Raw genomic sequence first — 20,783 nt, 5'->3', positions numbered from 1 at the left:
CGCCATGCCCACAGGACACCAGGACGACCCCTTCGAGGACCGGCTCGGCGCCGCCCTGCGGCAGACCGGGGACACCTTCGACACCGACCGCCCCGCCCTGATCGCCGCAGGCCAGGCCCGTGGGCGCAAGTTGCGGCTGCGCCGCCGGGCCGCGGTCGTCGGCGGCGCTGCGAGTATCGCCCTCGTGGGCATCGCCGGGGCGCTGGTCCTGCCAAAGGGCGGAACGGAGGCCGTCGGCTCCGGGCCCACGCCTTCCGCGCCCGCCTCCTCGACCGCCCCGCAGACCGTGTCCGCCGAGCGACTGATCGCCACGCTGAAGCAGCTGCTTCCCGAGGGGAAGGTCAGCGGCGCGGAGGCCTGGGGCGGCGGGGGTGTCCACTCGATGCCTTCCGTGCGGCTCGTCCACGACGACGGCGAGGGCGGCGGCGCGATCAGCGTCGGGCTGAACCGGGTCGAGCCGGGCAGCGCAGCGGCCCGTGAGGCCGTCAGTTGCCCGGACAAGGTCTATGTCCCGTACGACAGTTGCCGCACCAGCCGGCTGTCCGACGGCTCGATGCTGATGCTCTTCCAGGGGTACGAGTATCCGGACCGCCGCGTGGACACCAAGCTGTGGCGGGCGGAACTCATCACCCCCGAGGGTGAGCAGGTCAGCGTGATGGAGTGGAACGCCGAGGCCGAGAAGGACGCGCCGATCACGCGGGCCGAACCGCCGCTGTCACTGGAGGAATTGAGGGCGGTCGCCACGGCTCCGCAGTGGCGGGCCCTCGTGCCCGCCACCTCGGACGGCTCCAAAAAGGCGGGGGCTTCCGGGAAGCCCGCCGACCCGGCGCCGACGTTCACCGGGTCGGCCGTGGACATGCTCGTGCCCCTTCTCCCCAAGGGCGTCAAGGTGGTGAGCCGGGGCGGCGAGGGCGACTTCGGGTACGTCGTCGTCGACGACGGCAAGGGGCAGAGCCTCGTCCAGGTCAACGTGCAGCCCGACATGCGGGACGTGGCCAACGAGCTCTACGGCGGCGCCGAGACCCTGCCCGACGGCACGCTGGTCGCCACCCAACAGGGACCCGGCGAGAAGGGCGGCGCAGGGGTCGTGATGTGGACCGCCGACACCATGCGCACCGACGGCTTCCGTGTCGTGATCAGCGCCTTCAACTCCGGCGCCCAGCACACCGCCGCGACCCGCGAAGCCCCCGCCCTCACCATCGAGCAGCTCCGCGAGATCGCCCTCGACCCCAAGTGGTCCACCCAGCTCAAGTGATCGCTGGAAAAACTCCGAACGCTAGAAGAACTCCGACCACGGCTGGTCCCAGACCTGCTTCACGCACAGCACCAGGAACAGCAGCCCCGCGATCACCAGCATCCCGTTGCTCACCCAGCCGTTGCGCCACTCCCTGGGCGTGCGGTCGGTGTTGAGCAGCCAGAGCAGCGTGCCGGCGAGGAAGGGGAGGAACGCCGCGCCCAGGACGCCGTAGATGATGACCAGCCGGAACGGCTGGCCCTCGAAGAGCAGGACCATGGGCGGGAAGGTCAGCCACAGCAGGTACGCGCGGAACGGCCAGGAGCGTTCCCGCTCGCCCGAGGCGATCTCCTCGCCCTTGGCCGCCTCGCGGCGACGGTAGCGCGCGACGAAGTCGGCGAACATCAGGCTCACGCCGTGCCAGACGCCGATCAGGGAGGTGAAGGAGGTGGCGAAGAAGCCGATCAGGAAGAACTTCGCGGTCGCCGTGCCGTACTCGTCCTCCAGGATGCCGCCCAGCTGGATCAGGCCCTTGTCGCCGCTCTCCAGGGCGATGTTCCGGGCGTGCAGCAGCTCGGCGCCGACGAAGAGCATCGCGACGACGAAGACGCCGGTGGTGGCGTAGGCGACCCGGTTGTCCAGCCGCATGACCTTCATCCAGCCGGTGTTGGTCCAGCCCTTGGCGTTGACCCAGTAGCCGTACGCGGCCAGCGTGATGGTGCCGCCGACGCCGCCGATCAGGCCGAGGGTGTTGAGGATGGAGTCCTTCTCGTCGGGGAGGACGGGCAGGAGTCCGGCGATCGCGTCGGGGATGTTGGGGGTGACCCGGATCGCCAGGTACACCGTCACCACGAACATGACGCCGACCAGGACCGTCATGACCTTCTCGAAGACGGCGTACTTGTTGAACCAGACGAAGACCAGGCCGACCAGACCGCAGGCGATGCCCCACCACTTGAGGTCCATCACGTCCGGGAACAGCGCCTGCAGCGGCAGCGCGCTCGACGACATCGCCGCCGCCCCGTACACGAAGCCCCAGATCACGGCGTAGATGACGAAGAAGTACGTGGTCCAGCGGCCCAGGCTCGCCCAGCCGTCGAAGAGGGTGCGGCCGGTGGACAGGTGCCAGCGGCCGGCCGCCTCCGCGAGGGAGATCTTCACCAGGCAGCCGATGACGGCGGCCCACAGGAGGGTGTAGCCGAAGTTGCTGCCCGCGATCAGGGTCGCCACGAGGTCGCCGGCCCCGACACCGGTCGCCGCGACGACGATTCCGGGGCCGATGTACTTCCAACTGGCCTTACGAGGAGTGGAGTCGGAGTGGGGTCCGGGTGTCGCCCCGGTGTCGCTGGTGTTTCCCGTGGTGTCCGCCATGAAGGTCAAGTAAGCCGATGGACGGGCGGGGGACAAGAGGGCGTGCGGGATCTTCACTCGATGTGTTCGGAGCCCTGTGTGTTCGGGATCGGGACGGGGCCCGGCGGCTGGGCGTGCCGCCGGGACCGCCGATCCTGCGGAGCGCTACGGCTGTCGCCGACCGCAGCCGTCGCACGCGCACGTGCCGAGCTCGAACCAGACGGTCTTGCCCGGCCCGTCCTGGTGGCAGCCCCAGCGCCGGGCGAGCGCCTCCACCAGGAACATCCCCCGGCCGCTCTCCGAGGTGCCCGCGTCGAGCACCTGCGGGACCCGCCGGCCGCCGTCGGAGATCTCGCAGCGCAGCACGCCGTGGGCGGCGGAGAGCGTGAGCCGGAAGCGGCTAGCGGCGTGCAGCAGGGCGTTGGTGGCCAGTTCGCTGACGAGCAGTTCGGCGGTGGCCACCAGGTCGTCGCCGATGCCGTCCTGGTCGGCCAGTCCCCAGCTCTCCAGCTGCCGCCGGACCTCCGCGCGGGCCTCGCGGACGGCGGACGGACGCGGGTCGTACTCGACGCTCAAGTGGCCCGCGCCCAGGGGTGGTTGTGGATAGGCACTGTACCGGGGGTCGGGGTCCGGGCGGCCTCCCCCGGAGAGTTGCAGCATGTCTTCAGAGTGGGGCGTATCGGGTCTGGTGCACACGGGGAGGACTACCTGTTTCCATACCTGCGTGGGGGTGCGCATAGGGATCGGGCTACGCGTACTGCAGGCGGACGACCGCGCCCGCGTCGTCGTCGCGTACGTCGACGTACGCGCACACCTGCCGCGCGAACCACAGCCCCTGCCCGGGGGCGGGTTCGGTGGCGGGCGGCGGTACGAAACCGGCCAGCGGGTCGTCGACGCGGCGCGGTGAGCGCAGCTCGCAGACGCAGTTCGGCGCCTCGCCCCACAGCAGGACGTGGCTGACGGGGTCGAGCTGGGCCGCCGCCTCGGAGACGGCCGCGGCGAACCGTTCCGCGTCGGCGGCGGGCAGGCCGTGGTCGGTGGCCCAGGTGCGCACGGCGTGCGGTTCGGGGGCGGGCAGCGGGTGCGCGTCGCGCGGGGGCGGCGGCAGCGGTACGGCGTCCAGTTCGGCGGCGATGTGCAGCGGGTCCTCGTAGACGTCGGTGCCGGGGTGGGTACGGCGGGCGGCGGCGACCACGGCCGGGCCCGCGATGCGGGTGTCGTAGGCGCACAGGGCGGTGGTCGCGAGCGGGGCGAAGAGGAGGTTGGCGAAGGCCTCGTAGCGGATCCACTCGCTGCTCTCGCGGACGGAGCGTCCGGCGCGGCCGCCCCAGTCGGGTTCCATCAGCAAGTGGATACGGCCCTGGGGGCCGGCGTGCGCGGTGAGGTAACCGGCGCCCTGCGCCACGGCGTTGGCGGCGGACCCGGTGTACCACTCGGTGTTCGGCATGAAGCCGACGCGGCGGGCGTCGGGGCCGAGGGCGTCACGGAGGAGGTCGAGCTTGCCGGGGGCGGCGATGGCGACGGGCGGGGGCTCGTCGGGGGCGGCGAGGCCCTCGGTGAGGAAGGGCAGGGCGGCGGCGACGAACTCCTCGTCGGTGGCGAAGACGGCCATGCGGTGGTCGAAGGTGCCTTGGGCAAGTGCGGGTGGGGTGGGCATGGGGTTCCTGTCGGTTTGTAGGTATGTGTGGGTGGGTGCGGTCAGCGTTGGGCGGTGATCCAGGCGGCGATCTGGCTGCGGTTGCTGAAGCCGAGCTTGCTGAGGATGCGTTCGACGTGGCCTTCGGCGGTGCGGCGGGCGATGACCAGGCGGTCCGCGATCTGCTGGTTGGCGAGGCCCTCGGCGACGAGTTCGGCGACCTGTGTCTCGCGGCGGGTGAGGCGGACGCCGGGCTGGGGGCGCTGGGTGGTGGGCTGCTCCGGGCCTTGCTGTTCGGGGTGCTCGTCCAGCGCGTAGCGGGCGATGCCAGTGAGGTCGAGGGTGGCGCCGTGCTCGTACGACCGCTCGTAGGCGGCCGCGCCGAGTGCTTCGCGGGCCCGGGTCTCGGTGCCGCGGCGGGTGGCGTCGAGGGCGGCGGAGCCCCAGCGGTCGCGGTCGACGTCGGCCCAGATCCGGTCGGCGCCGCCGAGCAGGACGGCCGCGCGGTCGTGGGCGCCGCTCTGGGCCGCGATCTGGGCGAGCAGGTCGACGGTGAGTCCGATGCCGACGATGTCGTTCACGGCGAGTTTGAGGCGCAGGGCCTCGCGGGCGTGCCGTTCGGCCCGGCGGCGGTCCTTCTTGACGGTGTGGGCGAGGGCGAGCATGCGGTGGACGTACGACAGCACCCACTCCTCGCCGTGCCGCTCGCACAGCCGGCGGGCGTCCTCGCAGACCGCGATGGCCTGGTCGGCCTCGCCCAGGAAGCCGAGCGCGCAGGCGAGTTCGACGCGGTCGAGGCCGACGAGGCTGAGGTGCTGGCCGGGGAGGCGGCCGCGTTCGACGACGGTGCGGAAGTGGGCGAGAGCGGCGTGCAGGTCGTCGCTGAACAGCAGGATGACGCCGAGTACGTACTCGGCGTGCGCGGCCTCGGCCTCGACGCCGAGCCGCCGGGCCAGCGTCCGCGCCTCCTCGGCCCGCCGACGCCCCCTGGTGAGGTCCTCGGGACAACCGGCGAGCAACCCTGCGACCCACAGGGCCCGCGCACGCTCGGGCGTGGGCTCGGGGCACGCATCGAGGGCCCGATCGAGCCAGTACCGGCCCTCGCGGGGGGCACCACAGGCATGCCAGTAGAACCAGAGGGTGCCGGCCAGCCGAAGACTGGCGAGGGCGTCGGCGGGGGTGGGGCGGATCTCGGCGGAGGCGGCCAGGGGGTCGGCGGGGGTCGGACCGACCTCGGCGGGGACCACCAGGGCGTCACCAGGGGTGGGACGGACCTCGGCGGACACGGCCAACGCGTCAGCAGAGGCCCAACCGACCCCAGCGGCAGGGGCGGGACGGACCTCGGCGGACACGGCCAACGCGTCAGCAGAGGCCCAACCGACCCCAGCGGCAGGGGCGGGACGGGCCTCGCCGGGCGCGGCCAACGCATCGGCGGAGATCGGACCGACCTCGGCAGAGACAGCCAAGGCATCGCCGAGGGTGGGGCGGTCTTCGGCGGGGACGGCCAACGCGTCGGCGGAGGCCGGACCGACCCCAGCGGCAGGGGTGAGGCGGGCCTCCCCGGGCGCGGCCAACGCGTCGGCGGAGGCCGGGGCGAGCTCGGCGGGCACCGCCAGCGCATCGGCTGAAGCCGGGCCGAGACCAGCGGCAGGGGTCGGGGGGCCGTTCGTGGCGGAGCCCGAGGTGTCGTCAGGTGTCGGGTACGTGCCCGTCAGGCCGAAGGTCAGGGCCGCGCGTAGGTTGTCCTGGTCTGCCCGCAGCCGGGCCACGATCTCGCGTTGGCCCGGGCCGAACCACGCCCCCTCGCAGGCGGCCGCCCGTTGTTGCATCCAGTCCCGTTGACGGCGGCGGGCGGTGAGTTCCTCGCCGGGGTGTTGGCGGAGCCGTTCCAGGCCGTAGTGGCGCAGGGTGTCGAGGAGGCGGTAGCGGACGCCGTCGGGGCCGGGCTCGCGGCACAGTACGGACTTGTCGACCAGGCCGGCCACGGCCTCCAGGACGTCGTACGACCTGACCCGCGCACCGTCCGCGCACACCGCCTCCGCCGTCTCCAGGTCGAAGCTCCCGGCCAGCACCGACAGCCGCGCCCACACCAGCTGTTCCCGCTCGGTGCACAGGTCGTGGCTCCAGTCGACGGCCGCGCGCAGCGTCTGGTGCCGGGGCAGGACCGAGGGGCTGCCGGCGGACAGCAGGCGGTAGCGGTCGTCGAGGCGTTGCAGCAGTTGCTCCACCGACAGCACGCGCATGCGGACGGCGGCGAGTTCGATGGCGAGCGGGAGGCCGTCGAGGCGTTGGCACAGGCGGGCCACGGCGGGCCGGTTGGCGGGGGTGAGGCGGAAGCCGGGGACGACGGCGGCGGCCCGGTCGGCGAACAGGGCGAGCGCCGGGCCCGGTTCGGCGGCGGACAGCTCGCCGTCGGGGTCGGGCACGGGCAGGGGCCGTACCTCCAGGAGGTGTTCCTCGGTGAGGCCGAGCCGGTGGCGGCTGGTGGCGAGGACCCGGACGCCGGTGGTGCCGTGCAGCAGCGCCGCCGCCAACTCCGCGCAGGCGTCCAGCAGATGCTCGCAGTTGTCGACGACGAGCAGCAGCCTCCGCTGCCGTACCTGCGCCACCAGCGCCTCCAGCGGCGGCTGCGCGGAGTGGTCGTGCAGGTCGAGGGCGTCCGCGGCGGCGACCGGTACGAGCGCCGGGTCGTGCAGGCCGGAGAGGTGGACGACGCGCACGCCGTCGGGGAAGGCGCGCGCGACGCGGGCCGCGATGCGTCCGGCGAGCCGGGTCTTGCCGACGCCGCCGGGTCCGGTGAGCGTGACCAGACGGGCCCGCGCCAGCAGTTCGCGGCCTTCGGCCAGTTCGGCCCGCCGGTCGACGAAGCTGGTCGTCTCGACCGGCAGCCGGCAGTCCCGTCGTGGCGCTGATCCGCCCATGATCAGCCAGTCCTTGGGGGGTGGTGGGGTCGTGTGCGCGAACTTCACTCTTCCCCGCCGCCTACATATATGCACGCGCCGCTCACACCCGCGGGTGTTATTTGCCGGGGACTCATTCCGGTGGGGTCGGCCCGCGTACACTGCGCGGCCCCTCGCCCGGCCGTTTTGCGCCGGTTCCGGCGGCCACTTGGCGGCGCACTCTTGACCTGGTCATGCCAGAAGCTCACGATGAGCGCCACACCCGCACCAGAACGTCGTACGTCGCACGGAGAACCACCCCCACAGCTCCACTCCAGCTCACTCCCCACTTCCGGAGACCCCGGAATTCCTGGAGAACCAAGGAGATTTCATGCGACTTCGCATTCGCGGCTCAGGCGTCCGAAGCGGCCCACGCACCGCCGCCCTCGCCACCCTGCTGGCCCTCGCCCTCGCGGCCCCGATCTCGGCGACGGCCACCGACGCCACCGCCGACAGCGCGGGCAGGGCGGCGGCCTCGGCGGACGACATCCGCCAGTACGAGATCCACACGCATTCGTCCGCCAAGGACCGTACGGCGATCCAGCGGGCCGGCGTGACCGTGGACGAGGCCGACGACCACACCGTCGTCGTCTCCGGCCGCGCGGACCAGATCAAGAAGCTACGCGCGCAGGGCTTCGAGATCGCCCCGCTCGGCGCCGCCCCCGACCGGTCGGCCGGCGAGGACGACGTCCGGCTCTACGACTTCCCGTCCGCCGACTCCCGCTACCACAACTACGCGGAGATGACGAGCGAGATCAACTCGGTCGTCGCGGCGAATCCGAGCATCGCGAGCCAGCGCGTGATCGGTAGGTCGTACCAGGGCCGGAACATCGTCGCCATCAAGATCAGCGACAACGTGGGGACCGACGAGGCCGAGCCCGAGGTCCTCTTCACCCACCACCAGCACGCCCGTGAGCACCTCACCGTCGAGATGGCGCTGTATCTGCTGCGGGAGTTGACGTCGGACTACGGCACCGACTCGCGCGTGACGAACATGGTGAACGGCCGCGAGATCTGGATCATCCCCGACCTCAACCCGGACGGCGGCGAGTACGACATCGCCACCGGTTCCTACCGGTCGTGGCGCAAGAACCGGCAGCCCAACTCCGGCTCGTCGTACGTCGGTACGGACCTGAACCGGAACTGGAACTACCGCTGGGGCTGCTGCGGTGGGTCGTCCGGCTCGCCGTCCTCCGACACCTACCGTGGCTCGGCGCCGGAGTCGGCGCCCGAGGTGAAGGTCGTCGCGAACTTCGTGCGCAGCCGCGTCGTGGGCGGGACGCAGCAGATCAAGGCCGGGATCGACTTCCACACGTACAGCGAGCTGATTCTCTGGCCGTTCGGGTACACGTACTCCGACACGGCCCCCGGGATGACGGCGGACGACCGGAACGCCTTCGCCACGGTGGGGCAGAAGATGGCCGCGAGCAACGGCTACACGCCGGAGCAGTCCAGCGATCTGTACATCACGGACGGGTCGATCGACGACTATCTGTGGGGCTCGCAGAAGATCTTCGGGTACACGTTCGAGATGTATCCGCGCGGGTTCTCAGGGGGTGGGTTCTACCCGCCCGATGAGGTGATCGAGCGGGAGACCTCGCGGAACCGGGACGCGGTGTTGCAGCTGCTGGAGAACGCGGACTGTATGTACCGGTCGATCGGGAAGGAAGACCAGTACTGCAGCTGATGGTTGGGCCGGTGGGGAGCTGCGGGCCGTGGGTGGCTGGTCGCGCAGTTCCCCGCGCCCCTAAGCGGCGTTGTCGTCGCCGTCTGTTTCGAAGTACGCGTCGAGTACCGCGTCCAGCTGCTCGTCCCACTCCTTGTGCTGGGACTTCGACTGGGCCTCGATCTCGATCGGGTACCAGCGGCGGTCCGGCGTGTGCACCGTCACGGTGAATCGCTTGCCGAAGCGCGGTGACTCCGTCTCGATCGCGCCGATCTCGTCCCAGCGGAACTCGCAGCTCTCGTCGTCGAGGCTGAGGCGTACGCCCCTGGCGTCGGCGACGATACGGGCCCGGCGATCGGCGGCCTCGAAGACGGGGCCGTCGGCCGCCTCCGGCTCCTCGGGCTCCTCGGCCTCGGGCTCCACTGCGTCGGAGGCCTCCTCGGTGGCCTCCTCCTCGACCGGCGCCGCATCCTCGGGCTCGGGCTCGGCGGCCTTCTCCGGGCCGGTGAGCCCGGGGATGTGGGCCGGGTTCACCCCGGCGTCCAGGGGCTGACTGCTCGTACCTATGCGCTGCTCCACAGCGGGCAGTATGGCGGACATTGCTGTGCCGTGGGGCGCCGGGGGCGGCAGAGGTCACTCGTCCATGAAGACGATCCTCCGGGACGGTGTGGCCGCGCCCGCCGCAGCGGTCGTCACCGAACGGCCGGCCGGTACCGCGCGCTCCCGGCCCCACGCGCGGATCTCCTCGATCTGCTCGGGGTTGACCCGGCTCAGCGGCACCGTGTTGGCGAAGGTGTCCAGCACGAACGACGGCTTCAGCCGGTCGGCGCCGCCCAGCCGGTACGCCTCCTCCCCCACGTCGTGCAGGGTGGACTCGATGTCGGAGCCGGCGAAGCCCTCGGAGAGGTCTACCAGCCGGTCCACCTGCTCGGGCTCGGGGTCGGTCTTGAGATAGCGGTGGTAGTACAGCTCGATGATCTCCCGCCGGTCCTGGCTGTCCGGCAGGTCGACGAAGAACAGCTCGTCGAACCGGCCCTTGCGCAGCAGCTCGGGCGGCAGACTGCGGATGTCGTTGGCGGTGGCCACGACGAAGGCCCGCGACCGGGACTCCTGGAGCCAGAACAGGAACTGCCCGATGATCCGCTGCGGCACACCGGACATGTCGTCCTTGCCCGCGAGGCCCTTCTCGATCTCGTCGATCCACAGGATGCAGGGCGCCACCCGGTCCGCCATCGACAGCGCCTCCCGGAACCGGCCCTCGGACTCGCCCAGGTACTTGCCGTGGATGCTGGCCATGTCGAGCCGGTAGAGCGGCAGTTGCCACTCGTGGGCGATGGCCTTGGCGGACAGCGACTTGCCGCAGCCGGGCACGCCGACGAGCAGGACGCCGCGGGGCGGGCGGAGTTCGGTGTCGCGCAGGTCGGCGTGGAGCATGTCGTGCTTGCGCCGCAGCCACTCGCGCAGGCTGGTCAGTCCGCCGACGGTGTAGTTGCCCTCCTTGAGCTGGACGCGTTCCAGGCCGGTGAGATTGCTGAATATGCGGTCCTTGGCCTGGGCCAGGCCGAGGACGTCGGACTTCAGGATCGAGCCCTTGGCGGCGATGGTCGCCATGAGGTTGATGCACTCGGCCTCGGTGACGCCGCTGAGGAACTCGGCGGCGCGCCGGGTGTCGTCCTCGTCCCATTCGATGGGGATGTGGCCCCGGAGGTCGCCGAGGAAGCCTGCGAGGGTGCCGTACATCTCGTCGGCGTCCGGCAGGTCCAGGTGCAGGCTCATGCCGAGGCGTTGCAGGCCGCTCCAGATGGGGGCGTCCGTGATCAGGACGATGCTGCCCATGTTGTTGTCGGCGAGCCGGGCGAGTTCGGCGATGTGCCGGGTGACGGGGGTGTCGGACTCCAGGTGGTCGGGGTCGACGAGGACGATCGTGGCGTTGGCGCGGCTGCTGAACTGGGCGGCGGCGAAGTCCATGGCGCCGGTGAGGGAGCGGTCGTCCTGGACAGCGGCGTTGGTGCGGAGGTCTCGGAGGCCGGTGGCTCTGGTGTAGATCCAGAACGGCATGCTGCTGCGGCGGGGTTGGAGGGCGGCGTCTCTGAGGAGGCGGAGGGCGCGTTGTTGTTCGATGGTCCGCATGCCGATCACCGGGACACGGGCGGAGATGTAGCTGTCTAGGTGGTGGAGGCTTTCGGTGTAGTTCGACATGGGGGGCCTTCGCATCGTGGGCGGGTGCAGGTGCGTTGTGGTTGATCGCGCAGTTCCCCGCGCCCCTAGGTAAGAACAATCACGTTCGTCTAATCCGTTACGACTCTTCGGCGGGGGCGGTCCCCCACCGGTGCCTGCGCCCAGGGGTCCGCTGCCGGTGCAGTCGAACGGCCCGTCAGGGCGTTGTCCCGGACCGTGCGTCTGCGTTGTTCGATCCAGCGGATGTCCGAGCCGTTCGTTGCGGCCAGGTTGTCGAGGTTGCGTTCGATCTGGGACTGGAAGTCGGTGATCTGGGACTCGACCAGTTCGGTGAACCTGGTGCGGAGGGTTTCGGGCAGGCCGGGGTGGCCCGCCACCGTCCGTACCTCCTCAAGGCCCGCCCTCGCCTGGGCCAGGGCGCGGCCCGCCGAGAACTCGTCGGGGGCCGCGAGGAGTGCCTGGGCGAGGTGGCGGTCCCAGGACTTCAGGCGTTTGTCGAGGGCCTCGCCGAGGTGGAGGGCGAAGCGCTCCCAGGTCTCGCCGGGGAAGTCGTCCTCGGACAGGGGCGGCAGGGTGGCCGGGTCGGCGGGCGGCTCGGCGGCGGCCCAGCGGTGCAGGAAGTCCACCCAGGTCTCGTAGGGGCCGCCGTGTCCCCAGTAGGAGTACGTGTTCACACCGTGCCGCCCGGCCTGCGGACGAGGGTCTCGCCGGGGGGCAGGGGCTCCCAGTCGGGCAGGCCCTCGGCGATCTTGCGGACCCTGCTGGTGGCGCGCTCACCGGCGGGCCTGCGGCTGGCGCCCCAGGGTGAGGTGCCGGGGGTGGCGTACTGGGGGTCGCCCTGGGGTCTGCGGGGTGGGGGCGGGGCCGCGGGGGTGGGGCCGGGCGCGGTGCTCATGACGCGGTTTCCTCCTTGGCTACGGTGCGGCCCTCGAAGGGTGAGGCGCCGCGGGTCGCGGTGGCGAGGGAGTTGATGAACTCCCGGCACTGCGGCTCGACGGCGTCGGCGGCGCGGAACTTGGTGTTCCAGTCGGTGAGTTCGGCGGAGGCGGCGCGCAGGTGGTGCACGGACTCCTGCTTGGCCTGCTGGAGGATCTGCCGGGCGTTGTTCTGCAGGCGGGTCGCGGCCTGGGCGCCGTTGTGCAGGACGAGCCCCCACACGCCGCCGACGATCAGCGCGGCCACCAGGGCGACGGGGAAGGAGATGGAGCCGACGATCACCAGGATGCCGAACAGGACGAGGGCGAGCGGGATCGCCTTCTTGGCCCACGGGTAGGCGTAGGACGCGATGAACGGCTCCATGTGCTGGTCCCAGTGGGCGGACAGCGACGCTTCCAGCTCGGGCAGCGGGCGGGTGAAGGAGCCCTGCCAGGGCGGGAGTTGGAAGGTCTGCGCGGCGACCGTGTAGGCGGTGCCGAACTGAGCCTGCACGTCCTGCGGGACGGCGGCCCGGTAGTCGCGGGTGGACCCGGCGTGCGCCTGGAGGAACCACTCCTGGCAGGCGGCGACGGAGAGCCGCTGGGTGGCGGGCGAGGCGCCGATGGCCGTCGGGTTGAGGGCGGCGGTGGTCTGCACCGTCAGATAGTCGAGCGTCTCCTCGTACGAGGCGGAGTCCGCGTCGGCGGCCTTGCGGGCGGCGTCGAGGTCGCCGCCGTGGTCGATCACCGCGTGGTTGAACGCCAGGTCGCGGCGGAGCGGCAGCTCCTCGGTGTCGTACTCGGAGACGAGCCGGTCGAGGATGTCGTCGACGGCGTCCTCCAGCCGTTCGGAGGGCTGGAACTCGCGGTCCATGACGGCCCGGTACTTGTCGAGGACGACCTGGTGGGCGCGGGCTCTGCTGAGGACGGCGTCGAGCTGCGGCCACTGCGGGCTGACCTGGGCGATGCGGGGGAACTCGGCGGCGGCGGAGGGCTGGGCGAGGGAGTCGATCTCCTGGCGCCAGCGGTCGATCTGCTTCTGCTGGCCCTCGGCGCTGTCCATGAGCTGTTCGCGCCAGCCGGTCAGGGTGGTGTGCAGCAGCTCGCGTCCGGCCAGCCCGAAGGCGCCCTGGGCGATGGACTCCAGGATGACGGCGAACTCCCGGCCGAGCGCGGTCGGGTCCTGCGCGAGCAGGTAGTGGCGCAGCCAGCGTACGGCGGCCTCCCTGCGGTTCTGGCGGCGCAGCACCAGCGCGAAGAACAGCGAGGTGCGGTCCGGTGAGCGCCGGAAGGCCTCCTCGACGGCCCGCTCGCACAGCGTCCGGTCGTCGGCGGACCAGGAGGCGAGCGCCACCAGGGCGGGCGCCAGCCAGTAGCGGGGCGTCTGGATCATCAGCTGGTCGCCGACCGCGCGGACGTTCTCCTCGGAGACGAGGCCGACGTCGAAGGCCTGGAGCATGCCGACCGCAGTGCGCCGTACCGTCTTGTGGTGGCCGAACTCGTGGTCGACCTGGTCCTGGATCACGCCGACGCGGGTCTCGGCGCGCTGCACGTTGGCGGTGAGCTGGGCGCTCTTGACGAAGGCGAGGAATTCGTCGCGCAGTTGCTGCAGTTCGGTGCGGGTCTGCTGCTGGTTGGCCTCGACGGCCGAGACCTGGCCGGACACGGAGCCGACCTGCTCGCTGAGCCGGACCACGAGGTTGCTGACCTGCTGCACCTTCTGGTGCAGGGCGTAGTCCACCTCGGACATTCGGTTCTCCGATCACGATTGCATGGGGGACGAGGGGCGCCTGCTGCGCCGGGAGCGTTCAGGGACGTACGACGGTCCCGTCGTCGAGGACCGGCAGGAGCAGTCCGCCGGAGTACACCTCGACGAAGGCGTAGCCACCGGAGCGCACCAGCATCCGGGCGCCCGCGAACGGCTCGGGCACCGGGTCGGACGGGGCGAAGTGGCGGATGATCACCTGGAAGAGGTTGAGCTGGTGGTCCACGTAGGGCGGGCCGAGGTAGCAGCGGGCGAAGAAGCCGAGCGGGACCTCGCCGTAACTGGCCTGGTACTCCTCGCCGATCCACTGGGCGAGCTGCCGACGGGCCTGCTCTTCGAGGCCCGCGTCGAGGCGGCCGACGGCGTCGCGCAGTCCCTGCGGGCGGGGGGCGAGGCGCTCGCGGCGCAGTGGTGCGGCCGGGCCGGGCGCGCCGACGGTGCGGCGGGCGCCGCCCGAGGTGGTGAGGCCCTGGTCCGTGCGGCGCAGGGCGTCCGACGAGGTGGACGGCGGTGTCCCGGCGCCGCCTGGCTGCACGATGCGCCGTGGCCGCTCCAAGTGGCCCATGTGTCCCCCGAGCTGAAGTGCATGAGCGATGGCGAGAGAAGAGTAGTGACGTTCAGTCAATAGTGCGACCTGGTCTGCAACTTGGCACGCCGAAAACCGGTTCCTGCCCCGAACTCGCCCCGATGCCGCCCAGTTCACTCACGTCACGGGCCGGGGTGGGCTGACAGACTGCCCGGCATGGGGTCGATCCACACGTTCATGGCGGGCATCAACGACTATCCGTCCGAGATCGCACCGCCCCTGAAGGGCTGTGTCAACGACGTCACCGAGGCGCACCGGCTGCTGTCCGCCCGTACGGCGGGGGCCGCGCAGGTGCGGACCGTGCTGGACGGAGCGGCGACGGTGGCGGCGGTCGAGGACGGTATCCGTACGTTCCTGGGGGCGGCCGGGCCCGGGGACACGGCGTTGTTCTGGTTCTCCGGGCACGGCACGCAGCAGGTCGCCACGGGCCCGGACCTGCTGATCGAGGCCACCGGCTTCAACCAGGCGCTGGTGTGCGCGGACGGCCCGCTGCCCGACAAGCGGCTCGGCGCGCTGCTCGACGCGGTCGCCGCACGCGGGGCGCATGTGGTGGCGGTGCTGGACTGCTGCTACTCCGGGGGCGCCAGCCGGGACGACCTGCCCGAGGGCCTGACCGCGCGGTTCGCGCCACCGCGCCCGGAGTGGGCGGGTGCGGGTGGCCGGGAGGTCGGGCTGCCGCAGGGGCCCGCCCGGCATGTGCTGCTGGCGGCAAGTCGGCTCGATCAGCTGTCGTACGAGGGGCACTACGGCGGCCGGCGGCACGGGGCGTTCACGTACGCCCTGCTGAGCGCGGTGCGTGCGGCGGGCCCGGACGCCACTTACCGGCAGCTGCTGTCCGCGGCGGACGCGCGTGTGCAGCGCTCCGGGGGAAGGCAGCGGCCGGTGCTGTATCCGGAGACGCCGGCCGGTGCCGCCGATCTGCCGTTCCTCGGGGGTGCGGTCGCGCAGGCGGCCGGCGAGCATCTGCTGCGGTGCGCGGCGCAGGGCTGGGAGGTGGACTGCGGCACCGGTCACGGGCTGCGGGACGGGGAGGGCGCCGAGGGCACGGAGTTCGGCGTGGTCGGCCCGGAGGGCGCGCTGCCGGGCGCGGTCGTGCGGACCCGCTCGGTGCGGGCCGACCGGACGCTGGTGGCACCGGTCGGCTGGGCGCCCGACCCCGAGCGGGTGTACCCGGTGAGCCTGACCGCGCTGGCGACCCCGCCCGCGACGGTGAGCGTGGCCGAGGGCGACCCGGCGGAGCTGCTGCGGGCGGCGGTGGCCTCGCACGGCCCCGGCGGCGGGCCCGCACCCCTGCTGCGGGTCGTCGACCGGCCCGAGGAGTACGGGGATCTGCACTTCCGGGTGGTGGTACGCGGGGACAGTGCGCGCGTCCTGGGCCGGGACGGGACGGACTTCGTGGCCCCACTGCCGTTCGCCTCGGACGGCGACGCCCGGCGCGTGGTGGACTGCCTGGCGCATCTCGCCCGCTGGCACCAGTTGCGCGACCTCACCTCCCGGCCCTCCGTGCTGGACAACCTCGTCCAGGTGGAGGTCGTCCCGTGGGACGCGGCCGACGGCGGGCCCCTGGTGCCGGACGGCAGCGGCGACCTCGTCTGCTCCTACGCCCCGGAGGGCACGCCCGGGGCGCGCGAGCCGTGGGTCTCCATCCGGCTGCACAACCGCTCCCCGCACCGCACCCTGTGGTGCGTCCTGCTCGACCTCACCGACCGCTACGCCGCCGACCCGGCGCTCTTCCCCGGCCACTTCATCGGCCCGGGCCGTACCGGGTACGCCCTGGACGGCGACCCCGTCCAGCTCTCGCTGCCCGCCGACCGGGCCGTCGTACCCGGCGCGGAGTGCCGGGACTGGCTGAAACTGATCGTCGCGGAGGGCGAGTTGAACACGGCCCCCTTCCGGCTGTCTGCGTGGGATCCGGACGGTCCCGGCAGCCGGGAAGCCTCGGGCGATCCTTCCGGAGTACTGCGGTTCCAGCCAGCGGCCGCCGGTCCCCGGGAGGCGGGCCCGGTCGCGGGGGGCGTGCCCGGGCGCTGGGCGACCAGGACGATCGCCCTGCGCACGGTCGTGCCGCCTACTGGCCGAGGTGTGTGAACCCGGCCCAGGCGCTCAGGTCGTCCGGGTCGATGTGCGCGGCCCGTTCGGCGAGCCGGGCGGGCAGGCCGACGGGCAGTTCACGGGCGGGGTCCAGCATCCACAGCTGGGCCCGGCGCAGTGCCCGGGCGGGCGGTTCGCCCTCGGTGCGCAGGAAGTGGTGGGTCAGGAACATCAGCACCGAGGTCGCGTCGTCCGGCACCGGCCACAGTGAGCCGACCACCGAGCGGGCCCCGGCCACCAGGAACGCGGTCGCCAGGCTGTACGCCTCGTTGTGCCCGCGCCCCGAGACATGGCTGCGGCACGCGGCCAGCACCACCAGGCCGAGCCTGCCCCGGCTCGCCCCGGCGACCGCCTCGGTGAGTTCCTCGGCCGCCAGCTCGCCGTCGTGCAGGGAGAGATGGGCGGTGCGGTGGGCGGTGCGGGCGATGGAGGCGTGGCAGGCGAGGTGCAGTACGGCGCCCTGCTCGTCGGGGCTGTCCGTGCCGGTCAGCCAGGACAGCACCTCGCGCGGGGTGCCGGGCCCGTCGGCGCCGCCGTCCTCGCGCCGCCCGAGGAACCGGCCGCGCGGGTAGAAGGCCCGCTGCACCGCGTCGGCCTCCGCACCGGCCCAGTGCAGGTCCCCGGTGGGGTTGCCGACGACGAGCGCGGCGCCCGAGTGGGCGGCCTCGGGGCGGGCGGCCACGTCGCACAGGAGGCGGGCGGAGGCGGCGTAGGAGATCTCCGCCTCGTGCAGGGCGTAGCGGCGCCGCCCGTCGGGGCCCTGGGCCCAGGCGGCGTGCCAGGGAACCAGGCCGAGGGTGCCCATCGGCACGAACACGAGGCGGGGTGCCCGCCCGGTGCGGGTGGCGAAGACGTCGAGCAGGGGGCGCATCCCGGCGTACCAGGCCCAGCCGCACAGCCGGTCGAGGCGCTCCCGCAGGGACGGCAGGTCGGGCCGGGTGCCGGACCAGCCGGGGACTGGTCCCATGACGCGGTGGTCCTGCGGGGCCGCGACGAAGGGTGCCGCGTCGCGTGCGTCCTGCGCGAGCCGTACGGCGTCGGCGTGCGGGGCGCGGGCGTAGTCGCGCAGCGCGGCGGCGTCCTCCGTGAGCGTCGGCAGGGGCACGGAGTGGACGGCGCCGGTGGAGGTGACGACGACGGCGGTGCCGGGGGTGTCCTCACCGGCCGGGACGAGGTAGACGAGGGCGTCCTTGCGCAGGGTGCGCAGGGCGGTGCCGATCTCGTCCGGGGCCGGCGGGTCGAGGAGGCGGTCCTGGGTGGCGTCGGTGCCGGTGAGGGCGGCCAGGACGCGGCGGCGCAGAGCGCTCGGGACGGACATCGGCGCCTGCATCGCGGTGAACGGGTCGGCCGCTTCGGTGGCGAGGCCCGCGGCACGCCACTCCTCGGCGAGGGCGTCGTGGCCGGCCGCGACGAGGCGTTCGGGGACCGTTCGGGAGGTGGTCGCGGCGTGCAGCAGCAGGCCGCGACAGGCGTCCAGGGCTTGGACGGCCTCGTCGAGGGCGTTGTCGCGCAGACACCAGCCGGCGACCTCCAGCGCGGTCGTGGTCGCCATGGCCACGGCCTGCGCGGCGTGCTCGGTACCGGACTGCAGCAGCGCCGCCCAGGCGTGCCCGCGCAGCGCGTCCAGGCCGGTGCGGCGGCCGAGGCCCTTGTCGTCCCGGCGGAGTTCGCCGCGGGTGCGGTAGGCGCGGCCGAGGGCGAGTCCGGCGCCCGCGTAGAGCCGGTGCTCGGGGCCGCCGGCGGTGCGGAAGGCGTCCTCCAGCAGGGCGATGCCCTGGGCGAGATGGCGGGCGCGGGCCGTGGGGAAACGCTGCGTCTCGGCGAGCCCGCAGTGGCCGACGCCCAGGCAGTAGCCGTAGCGCAGCTTGCTGTCGCTGCCCTCGTCGACCAGGTCGTACGCCTCCTGGATCAGCTCCATCGCCTCGGTGATCGCCGCCGGGTCCCCGGTCGCCCCGGCCCGCATGAAGCGGGTGATGCCGTTGTCGCCGAGCACCCAGGCCCGGTGGTCGCGCGGCAGCCCGCGGGCAGCCCGGCGCAGTTCGGGGACCGAGGGGCGGCCGGCGAGCGGGGGCGCGGGCGGGGCGCCCAGCTCCTGGGCGAGGCGGTCGCGGGCGGAGCGGGCGTTCTCCAGCATCGTCCACAGTTCGATGCGGGTGCCGTCGTCGGGGTCGAGTTCCGTGTGCACGGCGAGCAGTTCGGCGATGTGCGCGTCGGTGGCCGCGAGGTCGCCGCGCTGGGCGGCGGCCTGTGCGTCGAACCCGGCCTGCTGGCCGCCCATCACGCGGCGCTCGTACGGGGACAGGGCGGGGCTGTCGCGCAGCCGCCGCCACATCTCACCGGCGGTCTCCAGGTCGTCGCGGGCTCCGGCGGTCTGCCCCCGGTGGCTCATGGCGGCGAACCGGGCGAGGTCGATGCCGTGCCCGAGCCGGTCGCCGGCGCCGCGCGCCGGGACGGCGCCCGCGCCCGCCGCGCCGTCGACTCCTCGTGCCGGACCCGCGCCCGCCCCGCCGTCGACACCCCGCGCCGGACCCGCGCCCGCGCCGTCGTCGACGCCCCGCGCTGGGCCCGCACCCGCCCCGCCGTCAACGCCCCGCGCCGGACCCGCGCCCGCCCCCTCGTCGACGCCCCGTGCCAGGCCCGCGCCCGCCGCGTCGGCCCGCGCGAGGTGGTCGAGGACCGTGTCCATGCCTCGGCCGGAGCCGCTGAGTTGCTCGCGCAGCCGGACCTGGGCGACGACGGCGTGCGCCTTGCGCTGCCACTCGGGGTCGTCCTGCCGGTACGACAGGACGGTGTCGATGAGTTCCGTCTTCTGCGCCTCGCTGATGAGCGTGCCGTGCGGGTCGAGGAGCATCCCGTGGGACAGCAGGTTCAGGGCGAGGACCGCGCGGTCCGACTCCTTCTCCTGGGCGGCGAAGAACGCGTACCCCTGGTCGAACGTCTCCGCGGCGACGTCGCCCCCGCCCAGGCCCTTGAAGATGCCGGGAAAGTCGTCGTCGGTGTCGGCGAAGTTCAGGGAGCCGAGCCCGCCTTCGAGGTCGCCGAGCAGACCGCGATAGGTGTCGGGGGCGCTCGACGGGCGCAGCGCCTCGGGGATGTCCTCCGGGGAGTCGGGGGTGATGCCGTGATCCTGTTCCAGGGCGTGCCAGGCCCAGCTGCCCATCGCACGGGCGACATTGCTCAGCTCACCCGAGAAGTTCTCGTCCTTCAGGACCAGCGCGGCGGCCTCGGCGATGTCGTGCAGCCGCCGCGGGTCGGGGTCGTCCCGGTAGCGGCTCTGCTGGAACAGCCCGAGGAAGAACGCGGTCACGGTGACCAGCCCGTCCCGCTCGGGCACCCAGAGGTCGACGGCCCGCCGGATCAGCCCGATCGCCCGGTCCCGTCCCGGCGCGTCGCCCCGCGCGCTCGCCCGCTCGTACAGCAGCCGCCCGAAGCTGTCGAGGAACACCGGGGTGAGCCGCTCGACGTCGGCCGGGTCGGCGAGCAGCCCGTTCAGCTCGACCTCGGCCGCGGCGGCCTGTGCCTGGTCCTTCCAGTTGGCCCAGAGCAGGAAGCGGACGAGGGCGCTGCGGATCTGGGCCTCCCACGCCCAGGACGGCTCACGTCCGGTCCGCTGCCGCGCTTCGAGCAGCGCGGTGCCGAACTCCTCGCGTGCCTGCTCCAGTTCGTCCCGGTCGGAGGTCGCCCGGCCGTGCACCATGAGGGCGAGGCCCAGGCTGTAGCGGACCAGCGGCAGGTCGCTGGTGGGCAGCGCGGCGTCGAGCACGGACCGGTAGTGGGCGGCGGCGGCCTCGGCGTCCGCCGTCACCCGGTCCAGTTCGCAGCGCTCCAGATACAGAAAGCCGCGGGCCTCCGCCAGGTCCACGGCCTCCTGGCTGCCCGGCTCCAGGGTGGCGGCGGCCGCCTCGTGCCGGCGCAGCGCCTCGTCGAGCAGTTCGAGTCGCTGCCGGGCGGGTCCGTCGCAGTGCAGGTAGCGCTGTTTGGCACAGGCCGCGAGCAGCTGCGCGCCGACCTCTCGTACGGAGGTGTAGTCGGCGTCGTCCGGGGGCAGGGCGGCCGTGCCCTCGGTGAGCAGCGCCCAGATGACGTCGATGAGGTCGGCGCGGGGCTCGATGTCGTACTGCAGGGCCCGGACGTGCCCGAACGCGACGCGCCAGGCCGCCCAGTCCTCGTCGTCGCCGGGTGCCTTGAAGGCGAGCTCGAACGCCTGGGCGGCCAGCTCCAGGTCGTCGGGGTCGTCCGCCAGGAGGTGCAGCCGGTAGCTGAGCTCACCGGCCAGCGCGCACAGGGCGGGTGCGTCCGGGTCGTCGGAGGCGGTCGCGGAGAGGGCGTCGAGGATCTCCTCGCGCTGGGCGCGGAGTTCGTCGACGAGGCCGGGGGCGTCGTCAGCGGTCACGGGTCGAGCTTTCCAGGATCGTCAGCAACAT

14 protein-coding genes are annotated in these 20,783 nt (G+C 72.9%); 3 read left to right on the top strand and 11 right to left on the bottom strand.

Features of this window, described 5'->3' with window-relative positions; genetic code table 11:
- Nucleotides 1–4 precede the first annotated feature (4 nt).
- Complete coding sequence (locus SSP24_RS17030; RefSeq protein ID WP_141310404.1) at nt 5–1,255, top strand: hypothetical protein; 1,251 nt, start codon at nt 5–7, stop codon at nt 1,253–1,255.
- 21 nt (nt 1,256–1,276) lie between these two features.
- Here the strand turns inward: SSP24_RS17030 and SSP24_RS17025 are convergent, their stop codons facing one another.
- The 4 genes from SSP24_RS17025 to SSP24_RS44125 all read right to left on the bottom strand — a co-directional run bounded on the left by SSP24_RS17025 (nt 1,277) and on the right by SSP24_RS44125 (nt 7,141).
- Nucleotides 1,277–2,605: an Nramp family divalent metal transporter gene (locus SSP24_RS17025; protein ID WP_141310403.1), complete on the bottom strand. Its 1,329-nt coding sequence runs from the start codon at nt 2,603–2,605 to the stop codon at nt 1,277–1,279.
- 144 nt (nt 2,606–2,749) lie between these two features.
- Nucleotides 2,750–3,244 carry an ATP-binding protein gene (locus SSP24_RS17020; RefSeq protein WP_141310402.1) on the bottom strand — a complete coding sequence of 165 codons (495 nt, stop codon included), beginning with the start codon at nt 3,242–3,244 and terminating at the stop codon, nt 2,750–2,752.
- Nucleotides 3,245–3,332: 88 nt separating this feature from the next.
- A complete protein-coding gene (locus tag SSP24_RS17015) occupies nt 3,333–4,241 on the bottom strand; it encodes an anti-sigma factor RsbA family regulatory protein (RefSeq protein WP_141310401.1) in 909 nt (302 codons plus the stop codon).
- 41 nt (nt 4,242–4,282) lie between these two features.
- Nucleotides 4,283–7,141 carry a LuxR C-terminal-related transcriptional regulator gene (locus SSP24_RS44125; RefSeq protein ID WP_229865896.1) on the bottom strand — a complete coding sequence of 953 codons (2,859 nt, stop codon included), beginning with the start codon at nt 7,139–7,141 and terminating at the stop codon, nt 4,283–4,285.
- Between the two features lie 349 nt (nt 7,142–7,490).
- Here SSP24_RS44125 and SSP24_RS17000 point away from each other — a divergent pair, with 349 nt between their 5' ends.
- Entirely contained in the window at nt 7,491–8,846 is a 1,356-nt protein-coding gene (locus SSP24_RS17000) for a M14 family metallopeptidase (RefSeq protein WP_141310400.1), read from the top strand.
- Nucleotides 8,847–8,906: 60 nt separating this feature from the next.
- Here SSP24_RS17000 and SSP24_RS16995 read toward each other — a convergent pair whose 3' ends face one another.
- The 6 genes from SSP24_RS16995 to SSP24_RS16970 all read right to left on the bottom strand — a co-directional run bounded on the left by SSP24_RS16995 (nt 8,907) and on the right by SSP24_RS16970 (nt 14,247).
- The gene (locus tag SSP24_RS16995) at nt 8,907–9,425 is read right to left on the bottom strand and encodes a hypothetical protein (protein WP_229865897.1); all 519 of its coding nucleotides are present in this window, start codon (nt 9,423–9,425) and stop codon (nt 8,907–8,909) included.
- A 33-nt stretch (nt 9,426–9,458) separates the two neighbouring features.
- Complete coding sequence (locus SSP24_RS16990) at nt 9,459–11,024, bottom strand: AAA family ATPase (protein WP_141310399.1); 1,566 nt, start codon at nt 11,022–11,024, stop codon at nt 9,459–9,461.
- 89 nt (nt 11,025–11,113) lie between these two features.
- Nucleotides 11,114–11,677 carry a hypothetical protein gene (locus SSP24_RS16985; RefSeq protein ID WP_141310398.1) on the bottom strand — a complete coding sequence of 188 codons (564 nt, stop codon included), beginning with the start codon at nt 11,675–11,677 and terminating at the stop codon, nt 11,114–11,116.
- Nucleotides 11,674–11,898 carry a hypothetical protein gene (locus SSP24_RS16980; RefSeq protein ID WP_141310397.1) on the bottom strand — a complete coding sequence of 75 codons (225 nt, stop codon included), beginning with the start codon at nt 11,896–11,898 and terminating at the stop codon, nt 11,674–11,676. Before SSP24_RS16980 ends, SSP24_RS16985 begins: the two co-directional genes overlap by 4 nt.
- Complete coding sequence (locus SSP24_RS16975) at nt 11,895–13,667, bottom strand: sterol desaturase family protein (RefSeq protein ID WP_141310396.1); 1,773 nt, start codon at nt 13,665–13,667, stop codon at nt 11,895–11,897. The genes SSP24_RS16980 and SSP24_RS16975 overlap by 4 nt, the downstream gene beginning before the upstream one ends.
- 58 nt (nt 13,668–13,725) lie before the next feature.
- Nucleotides 13,726–14,247: a hypothetical protein gene (locus SSP24_RS16970; protein WP_167529605.1), complete on the bottom strand. Its 522-nt coding sequence runs from the start codon at nt 14,245–14,247 to the stop codon at nt 13,726–13,728.
- 177 nt (nt 14,248–14,424) lie between these two features.
- On the opposite strand from SSP24_RS16970, the gene SSP24_RS16965 reads away from it, so the two are divergent.
- Nucleotides 14,425–16,356 carry a caspase family protein gene (locus tag SSP24_RS16965; protein WP_141310395.1) on the top strand — a complete coding sequence of 644 codons (1,932 nt, stop codon included), beginning with the start codon at nt 14,425–14,427 and terminating at the stop codon, nt 16,354–16,356.
- On the opposite strand, the gene SSP24_RS44120 is transcribed toward SSP24_RS16965, so the two are convergent.
- Complete coding sequence (locus SSP24_RS44120; RefSeq protein ID WP_229865898.1) at nt 16,337–20,752, bottom strand: CHAT domain-containing protein; 4,416 nt, start codon at nt 20,750–20,752, stop codon at nt 16,337–16,339. The genes SSP24_RS16965 and SSP24_RS44120 overlap by 20 nt on opposite strands.
- Between the last annotated feature and the right edge of the window lie 31 nt (nt 20,753–20,783).

This window comes from Streptomyces spinoverrucosus (assembly GCF_006539505.1).
Taxonomy (GTDB): Bacteria; Actinomycetota; Actinomycetes; order Streptomycetales; family Streptomycetaceae; genus Streptomyces; species Streptomyces spinoverrucosus.
Note: the sequence above shows the minus strand (reverse complement) of the source record. Positions and strands in the feature narration are given on the sequence as shown.

What these genes read in the sequence shown, in the direction of transcription:
- SSP24_RS17030 (WP_141310404.1), top strand. Translation starts at nt 5, where the DNA reads ATGCCCACAGGACACCAGGACGACCCCTTCGAGGACCGGCTCGGCGCC.
- SSP24_RS17025 (WP_141310403.1), bottom strand. Translation starts at nt 2,605, where the DNA reads ATGGCGGACACCACGGGAAACACCAGCGACACCGGGGCGACACCCGGA.
- SSP24_RS17020 (WP_141310402.1), bottom strand. Translation starts at nt 3,244, where the DNA reads ATGCTGCAACTCTCCGGGGGAGGCCGCCCGGACCCCGACCCCCGGTAC.
- SSP24_RS17015 (WP_141310401.1), bottom strand. Translation starts at nt 4,241, where the DNA reads ATGCCCACCCCACCCGCACTTGCCCAAGGCACCTTCGACCACCGCATG.
- SSP24_RS44125 (WP_229865896.1), bottom strand. Translation starts at nt 7,141, where the DNA reads ATGGGCGGATCAGCGCCACGACGGGACTGCCGGCTGCCGGTCGAGACG.
- SSP24_RS17000 (WP_141310400.1), top strand. Translation starts at nt 7,491, where the DNA reads ATGCGACTTCGCATTCGCGGCTCAGGCGTCCGAAGCGGCCCACGCACC.
- SSP24_RS16995 (WP_229865897.1), bottom strand. Translation starts at nt 9,425, where the DNA reads ATGTCCGCCATACTGCCCGCTGTGGAGCAGCGCATAGGTACGAGCAGT.
- SSP24_RS16990 (WP_141310399.1), bottom strand. Translation starts at nt 11,024, where the DNA reads ATGTCGAACTACACCGAAAGCCTCCACCACCTAGACAGCTACATCTCC.
- SSP24_RS16980 (WP_141310397.1), bottom strand. Translation starts at nt 11,898, where the DNA reads ATGAGCACCGCGCCCGGCCCCACCCCCGCGGCCCCGCCCCCACCCCGC.
- SSP24_RS16975 (WP_141310396.1), bottom strand. Translation starts at nt 13,667, where the DNA reads ATGTCCGAGGTGGACTACGCCCTGCACCAGAAGGTGCAGCAGGTCAGC.
- SSP24_RS16970 (WP_167529605.1), bottom strand. Translation starts at nt 14,247, where the DNA reads ATGGGCCACTTGGAGCGGCCACGGCGCATCGTGCAGCCAGGCGGCGCC.
- SSP24_RS16965 (WP_141310395.1), top strand. Translation starts at nt 14,425, where the DNA reads ATGGGGTCGATCCACACGTTCATGGCGGGCATCAACGACTATCCGTCC.